Raw genomic sequence first — 6,796 nt, 5'->3', positions numbered from 1 at the left:
CCCTCGGCAGAATAATCACCCAGTGCCGCTTTGATCGCACCGCATCGTGAATGTCCGACGATAATGAGCAGAGGGGTATTGAGATGGCGGATGCCGTATTCGACACTGCCCATATTTGAACTGAACTGATTGCCGATATTGCGGATGATAAAGAGATCATTTTCCGCTGTTTTATCGAGTGCATCACTTTGAAAACGGGAATCTGAGCATCCGATGACGGTAGCACGGGGGTGTTGGGAATTTTTGAGTTTTTCAAAAAATGCAGAGCCTTGATGATTCACATAATAATCATTTTGAGAAATGATTTCACCAAACATTTTTTGTGCCATCTCTTGTAACTCTTGAGGATTGGGAGCGGCATGATGAGACGCTGAAGCAGCATGCTCCGCCCCATTGGCTAAAACCAGTGAACTTGAAGTGAGAGCGAAAAATTTAAGAAACGTCCGTTTATTCATGAAAAAAACCTCCTAAAATAGTGAGATAGTGTACCATAAAATCAAAATGTCAGCGAACGATTTCCTTCGTTGTCTTCTTCGTTTGCGTCTGGAAGATTGGTCGTTGTTTCACTGGAAGCAGCTTCTTCGTCTGGAGTGGCAGTCTCGCCGAAGAGTTCCGTAATGCTCTCGTTGTTTTCAGAAATATCTCCGGTTTGATCTTCCACTTTTGGTGGTGACATCACCTCTTGGAACTGAGGGATGACTACCCCTCTGCGTTGCATGATTTTGTAAATGATACGAGCCCGGTTTTTAACGTATTTTTGACTTCCGGTAGGGTTGTATTTAATCGGGTTGGGGAGAACCGCCGCCAAACGTGCGGCTTCGCGACCGGTTAAGTTTTTGGCACTTTTATGATAGTAATGGCGAGCCGCCGCTTCAATCCCGAAAATCCCGTCTCCCCATTCGGCAACGTTGAGATAAATCTCCAAAATACGCCGTTTGGAGAGAGTGTTTTCAATGCGCCACGTAATGATGGCTTCTTTGACTTTGCGTACCGGATTTTTGCTCGGAGAGAGGTAGAGATTTTTAGAGAGCTGTTGGCTGATCGTACTTCCCCCGGCAACGGAACCTTTTTTAAGACTTCGTTCTATCGCATCTTCCATCCCCTTGACATCAAACCCGTCATGGTTCCAAAACTTATCATCTTCACCGATGAGAACGGCTTTGATAACATTGGGAGATATTTTTGTCATGGGGACCCATTTGTGGGTGATCTCCATATCACGGTTTTGTTCAGCCCACTCTTCTTGGCGGTACTCCATAAAAGCGGTAGGGATGGGTTTGATCTCTTTTAAATCGGAAATATTCGGATAGATAAAGTAGCGACCGATATCGATGATTCCTCCGAGAAGGAGAAGGTAAAAAAGCAATTTAAGTTTTGACATCATTAATCCATATTAAGTTTAGGCAGGTGCCATTGTTTGGCATAAGCAAGAAGGCGCAAAAAGATTGCAAAGGTTGCAACACTCGCAACACCCCATGTATTGATCATATCCATTTGGACTAAAACCAAGAGTAAAATCGAAACAATTATGGCAATAGAGCCGTAAAAATCGCTGATAAGGACCGAGGGGACTTGATTGATCATCGTATCGCGTAATACTCCCCCTCCAACAGCGGTGAGAAAGCTCAGGATCATGACACCGAAAAAATTAAACTCCACTTCGATGGCAAGTAAGGCCCCGGTGATACTAAAGGCGACAAGACCGATCGTGTCGGAGATGATAAAAAGCCATTGCCGCTCCAATTGTTCACGACGGTAAAGGCGAAAGGCAAAGGCAAGGAGAATCGTTAGGATAACGGTGATAGCAGGGTAGTATTCGTTAAACGCAAAGGGGGTTCGTCCCAAGATAACATCCCGTACAACCCCGCCGCCAAGTGCTGTGAGAGAGGCAGAGATAATCAGCCCGAGCAAATCGAGATTGTTCCGCACTCCGACCAAAAAGCCGCTCAGCGTAAAGGCAACAATTCCGAGAATATCGGCGGCAACGACAAGATCAAACATTGGGTGCGCGGTAGTTTTCTTTGAAGCTGACGTAACGGTGTGCTGAAGCGTACAGTTCGGCAACTTCGTCATCGGTGAGCTCACGAACTACTTTCGCAGGGCTTCCCATAATGAGTGATCGTGGAGGAAATACTTTATTTTTGGTCACCAGCGCTCCGGCACCGACGATGGATTCTTTACCGATCACCGCACCGTCGAGTATGGTTGCGCTCATCCCGATCAGACAGGCATCTTCGATTGTACAGCCGTGCAGCATGACACGGTGCCCTACCGTGACATCATTGCCGATAATGGTTGGATAACCATCGCTCATATCATCACGCTTGTGATGGGTAACATGCACCATACTCAGGTCTTGGATATTGCTTCGATCACCGATAGAGATAGTGTGGACGTCACCGCGCACAACGCATCCGAACCAGATGCTGACGTCTTCTCCCATCGATACTCGTCCGATCACATCGGCGGAGTCGGCAATCCAAACGCGCTCCTTCATTTCGGGGGCATAATGTAGATAATTTCCGATCATAAATATATCCTTGATTAACTCTCTTTAAATAATCGTGTTGTGAGTTGCTGCACGTAATTTGGAGTCTGTTTTTTGACCGAATTATACACTTTGTTGGTATGGGTTTCAACGATTCCGTGGCTGTCGATCAGATTATGTCCGTCATTCGCTACCTTGGTATATGTCCCATCGCGTTGAAGCTCATGGGCCAGTACATTGTCAGAGGATTGCAATTGCAAAATCTGGATCAGTTTGTTGGACGCTTCTTCCCCTGAAATCGGAGTCAAAAGTTCGATACGGCGGAGAAGATTTCGCGGCATCCAATCGGCACTGGAAATATAGGTCTGTGGCGTTGAGTGTTTAAAATAAAAAATTCGGGCATGTTCGAGGTATTTTCCGATAATGGAGATAACACGGATGTTGTCACTCATTCCCTCCACTCCGGGGCGCAAACAACAGACACCACGGATAATCAGTTGGATTTTGACTCCCGCTTGGGATGCTTTGTAGAGGGCGCGGATGATGTCTTCATCTACGAGGGCATTCATTTTTGCGATGATAACCCCTTCGCTTCCCATGCGGGTTTCATTGTGAATCAGCGAAAGGATTTTAGGCTTGATCTGAGTCGGTGCCATGTAGAGCTCGTTCAGTTTCCCTTTTTTACTGAATCCGGTCAAAAAGTGGAAAAATCGGGTCATATCATAGGTGATGGCATCGTTGCTGGTCATGTAGCTGATGTCGGTATAGACAGTTGCGGTCGAGGGATTATAGTTTCCGGTTCCCAGATGGGCGTATTGCTTGAGTTTTCCATCCACACGGCGGGTGATGAGAGCCGCTTTTGCGTGTACTTTAAATCCGGTGATTCCGTAGATAACATGGGCTCCCGCACTCTCTAACGCTTTTGCCCATTGGAGGTTGTTTTCCTCATCAAAACGGGCTCGCAGTTCCACCATAACGGTTACCTGTTTGCCCGATTCGGCCGCTGCAATCAGGGATTGGACGATGACCGATTTGGAGCCTGAACGATACAGTGTCATACGGATAGAAACGACATCGGGATCTTTCGCCGCTGTTTGGATGAGACGAACGATGGGCTCAAAACTCTCAAATGGGTGAAAGAGGACGAGATCTTGTTTGTCGAGAATGGTATAGAGACTCTCATCCGAATCGAGCGGCGGGAGGTTTCTTGGTTTGAAACTTGGACTCGTGAGATGGGCAAAATCTTTATTTCCGACCACCTGCCAGAGGGCACCAAGGTTGAGATAGGTCTGGAACCGGTAGATGTCATCTTTAAAAACATTGGCATGGCGGTTGAAAAAATTCAGCAGATCATCATCGGCATGATTGCTCAGCTCAAGGCGAACGATTTCCCCTTTTTTACGCAGTTTCAGCCCCTCTTCGAGGATCTCCATAAAATCGTCCGCTTCTTCTTCCTCTATGGCGATATCGGCATTACGGGTGATACGGAATGCTGAAAATTTGAGGAGTTCATAACCGGGGAAGAGATCTTGGATATGCTCGGAAACGACACTGCCGATCGGAATATAGATACGGTTGTCGATATCGACAAAACGAGGCAATACACGTGGAATACGGATGATACCGTAACGCTCGACACTTGGATCGTCTTTGTCCCGAAGTTTGACGATTTGCCCGAAACTGAGGTTATTCAAGTGCGGAAACGGATGGGTTGCATCGACGGCGATCGGGACAATAACCGGATAGATGTTTTCTTTGAAATATTTATCCAGTATCTGCTGTTGTTGCGGCGTTACCTCTTTGTACGATTTAAAAAAGATCCCCTCTTTTTCGAGTTTTTCCATAATTCCCAGCAAACATGCTTCTACTTCTTGCTGCTCTTTGTGCAGATAAGAGCGAATTTCGCGTAATTGGTGTAGAGGTGTGAATCGATCCGCCCCCGAGACATTAACCCCTGCGCTGAAAAGTTTTTTTAGTCCCGCGATTCGGATCATGTAAAATTCATCGAGATTCGTTCCGTAAATCGCCAAAAATTTCAGTCGTTCAAAGAGTGGAAGAGATTCGTCTTGTGCCTGTTTCAAGACACGAGTGTTAAATTGGAGCCATGAAAGCTCTCGATTGATGTAAAGTGCTGGATCTTTGTAATTGTTAGGCATGGTTTCTACCGATTTTGGTTTTGTTTGGTCTATTGTTTAACGTGATTATATTATACTTATCGTTACAAAAAAGGAACACTATGTCTACATTTCAAATTTTAATGTTTGCGGCGACACTTTTTTTCGCATATCAGATCTATCGTCACGTCCAAACGTTAGAGGATGAGCCTGCTAAAAGTCCTGAAACAAATGCTGAATCAAATTTCCCGACGGCGGAGATTTTGGTTGAACAAGCCGATAGCGCGTATGAGCGAGGAGAGATCGAACCTGCGAGATTAGCCCTCGAAGAGGCGTCACAGATTGAGCCGAATAATCCTGAAATTTTAAATAAACTTGCATTCGTCACTGCAAAAAGCGGAGACCGTATCAAGGGGATCGAATTGTATGAGCGTTCATTGGAACTCGATGAGAACGATGATCTGACCCACAATGCGATTGCGTCACTGTACCGAGTAGAGATGGCGTATGAGCGAGCACAAGATCATTACCGTAAAGCAATCGAGATTGATGATGAGTATGCGCAGACGTTTTACAATTATGCGAATTTATTGGTCGATATGGGCGAAATTGAAGAAGCAAGAATCATGTATAAACGTGCATTGGAACTTCAAAGCGATTTTCCGCAAGCGCGTGAAGCACTCCTTTCGTTAGGGAGCGCTCAATGATTGATGATCAAGCACGTTTAGCGGTATTGATTGATGCGGATAATTCACAACCCTCGATTATTGCGGGGCTTATGGATGAAATTGCGGCGCACGGTATCGCCAGTGTCAAACGAATTTACGGCGACTGGACCGATACCAAACTCAAGGGGTGGAAAAACGCCCTTTTGGAACACGGACTTCACCCGATGCAGCAGTTTGCCTATACGACGGGGAAAAATGCGACCGACAGCGCGATGATTATCGATGCGATGGATCTGCTTTACACGAAAAACTTTGACGGCTTTTGCATCGTCTCCAGTGACAGCGATTTCACCCGTCTTGCCAGCCGGATCCGTGAATCGGGGATCAAGGTTTACGGGTTTGGAGAACAAAAAACTCCCAAAGCGTTTATCGGCGTGTGCGATAAATTTATTTATACCGAAAATCTTCGTCGCGACGCTAATCATAAAGAACCAGTCACGGCAAAAATCAAATCGGATAATAAAGCTCTTCTGGCTCTGGTTCGTAATGCGGTTGAAGATACGACCAATGAAGCGGGATGGTCGTATTTAGGAGCTATCGGGCAAAATTTGATTAACAAATCTCCTGAGTTTGATCCTCGCAGTTATGGATACAAAAAACTTCTCGATCTGATTGAAGGGTTGGGAGAATTTGACTTTAAGTTTTCTGATCCGCTATCGGGCTCACAGGCGGTGCATGTTCGCCTCAAGCGGCATAAAAGGAGTTATGAAAAATGAGAGTGAAAGAGATCTATACGTACCTCGATGAGCTTTCTCCGTTTGCATTGCAAGAGGGGTGGGATAATTCAGGACTGCTGGTCGGCGATTTTGCCCAAGAGATTACTCATGTGGTACTCAGTATCGACATAGATGAGGAGTTGATTGCATCAATCCCCGAAAATGCCCTTTTGATTACCCACCATCCGATCATTTTCGGCGGACTCAAACAGCTTCAATTTAACCAATATCCGGCAAAGATCGTGGCTCCAATGATCCGAAAAAATATCACCAATATCGCGATGCACACCAATTTCGACCAAACTCACCTTAATGACTACGTTGCAACGGAAGTTTTGGGTTACCCCATTATCGCCAAAGAGGGGTTCGTAGCGTATCTGGGAGTGGATGAGTCGTATGAAACGTTTGCCGCCAAAATTAAAATGGCATTGGGACTTCCCAATACCCGAGGGGTAAAATGTCATGAATATATACGAACCTGTGCTTTAGTGACGGGTTCAGGTGCCTCATTGATGCGTAATATTGAAGCCGAGTGTTTTTTGACCGGGGATATCAAATACCATGATGCAATGGAGGCTAAGGCGCTCGGATTATCGATGATTGACATCGGACACTATGAGAGCGAGCGCTATTTTGGCGAGGTTTTAGGGGGGTATTTGGAAAAATTAGGATTGAGTGTTATAATTTCACCATCTAAGAACCCCTTCACCTATCTTTGAGCTAAAATTAGGTAATCGTGTAACTCCAAAA

8 protein-coding genes are annotated in these 6,796 nt (G+C 45.7%); 3 read left to right on the top strand and 5 right to left on the bottom strand.

What is annotated here, in order from left to right; translation table 11 throughout:
• From A3G19_RS11100 to A3G19_RS11080, 5 genes are all read right to left on the bottom strand, one after another.
• A partial coding sequence (locus A3G19_RS11100; protein ID WP_294872869.1) for a carbonic anhydrase occupies positions 1–455 on the bottom strand: 455 nt, incomplete at its 3' end.
• Positions 456–496: 41 nt separating this feature from the next.
• Positions 497–1,381 (bottom strand): monofunctional biosynthetic peptidoglycan transglycosylase, encoded by an 885-nt coding sequence (mtgA, locus tag A3G19_RS11095; protein ID WP_294872866.1) that lies wholly within the window; start codon positions 1,379–1,381, stop codon positions 497–499.
• A 2-nt stretch (positions 1,382–1,383) separates the two neighbouring features.
• Positions 1,384–2,001 (bottom strand): TRIC cation channel family protein, encoded by a 618-nt coding sequence (locus A3G19_RS11090; protein ID WP_294872863.1) that lies wholly within the window; start codon positions 1,999–2,001, stop codon positions 1,384–1,386.
• The gene (locus tag A3G19_RS11085) at positions 1,994–2,530 is read right to left on the bottom strand and encodes a gamma carbonic anhydrase family protein (protein WP_294872860.1); all 537 of its coding nucleotides are present in this window, start codon (positions 2,528–2,530) and stop codon (positions 1,994–1,996) included. The genes A3G19_RS11090 and A3G19_RS11085 overlap by 8 nt, the downstream gene beginning before the upstream one ends.
• Positions 2,531–2,544: 14 nt before the next feature.
• A complete protein-coding gene (locus A3G19_RS11080; protein WP_294872872.1) occupies positions 2,545–4,677 on the bottom strand; it encodes an RNA degradosome polyphosphate kinase in 2,133 nt (710 codons plus the stop codon).
• A gap of 47 nt (positions 4,678–4,724) precedes the next feature.
• On the opposite strand from A3G19_RS11080, the gene A3G19_RS11075 reads away from it, so the two are divergent.
• From A3G19_RS11075 to A3G19_RS11065, 3 genes are read left to right on the top strand one after another with little or no spacing between them, the layout of a single operon-like run.
• The gene (locus tag A3G19_RS11075; RefSeq protein WP_294872858.1) at positions 4,725–5,309 is read left to right on the top strand and encodes a tetratricopeptide repeat protein; all 585 of its coding nucleotides are present in this window, start codon (positions 4,725–4,727) and stop codon (positions 5,307–5,309) included.
• Complete coding sequence (locus tag A3G19_RS11070) at positions 5,306–6,046, top strand: NYN domain-containing protein (RefSeq protein WP_015652931.1); 741 nt, start codon at positions 5,306–5,308, stop codon at positions 6,044–6,046. Before A3G19_RS11075 ends, A3G19_RS11070 begins: the two co-directional genes overlap by 4 nt.
• Positions 6,043–6,765: a Nif3-like dinuclear metal center hexameric protein gene (locus tag A3G19_RS11065; RefSeq protein WP_015652932.1), complete on the top strand. Its 723-nt coding sequence runs from the start codon at positions 6,043–6,045 to the stop codon at positions 6,763–6,765. The genes A3G19_RS11070 and A3G19_RS11065 overlap by 4 nt, the downstream gene beginning before the upstream one ends.
• Positions 6,766–6,796: the final 31 nt, after the last annotated feature.

Origin of the sequence: Sulfuricurvum sp. RIFCSPLOWO2_12_FULL_43_24 (genome assembly GCF_001829605.1) — a bacterium.
In the GTDB taxonomy this organism is placed as follows: domain Bacteria; phylum Campylobacterota; class Campylobacteria; order Campylobacterales; family Sulfurimonadaceae; genus Sulfuricurvum.
Note: the sequence above shows the minus strand (reverse complement) of the source record. Positions and strands in the feature narration are given on the sequence as shown.

Coding starts and splice junctions, on each gene's coding strand:
- A3G19_RS11075 (WP_294872858.1), top strand. CDS start 4,725: ATGTCTACATTTCAAATTTTAATGTTTGCGGCGACACTTTTTTTCGCA.
- A3G19_RS11070 (WP_015652931.1), top strand. CDS start 5,306: ATGATTGATGATCAAGCACGTTTAGCGGTATTGATTGATGCGGATAAT.
- A3G19_RS11085 (WP_294872860.1), bottom strand. CDS start 2,530: ATGATCGGAAATTATCTACATTATGCCCCCGAAATGAAGGAGCGCGTT.
- mtgA (WP_294872866.1), bottom strand. CDS start 1,381: ATGTCAAAACTTAAATTGCTTTTTTACCTTCTCCTTCTCGGAGGAATC.
- A3G19_RS11090 (WP_294872863.1), bottom strand. CDS start 2,001: ATGTTTGATCTTGTCGTTGCCGCCGATATTCTCGGAATTGTTGCCTTT.
- A3G19_RS11065 (WP_015652932.1), top strand. CDS start 6,043: ATGAGAGTGAAAGAGATCTATACGTACCTCGATGAGCTTTCTCCGTTT.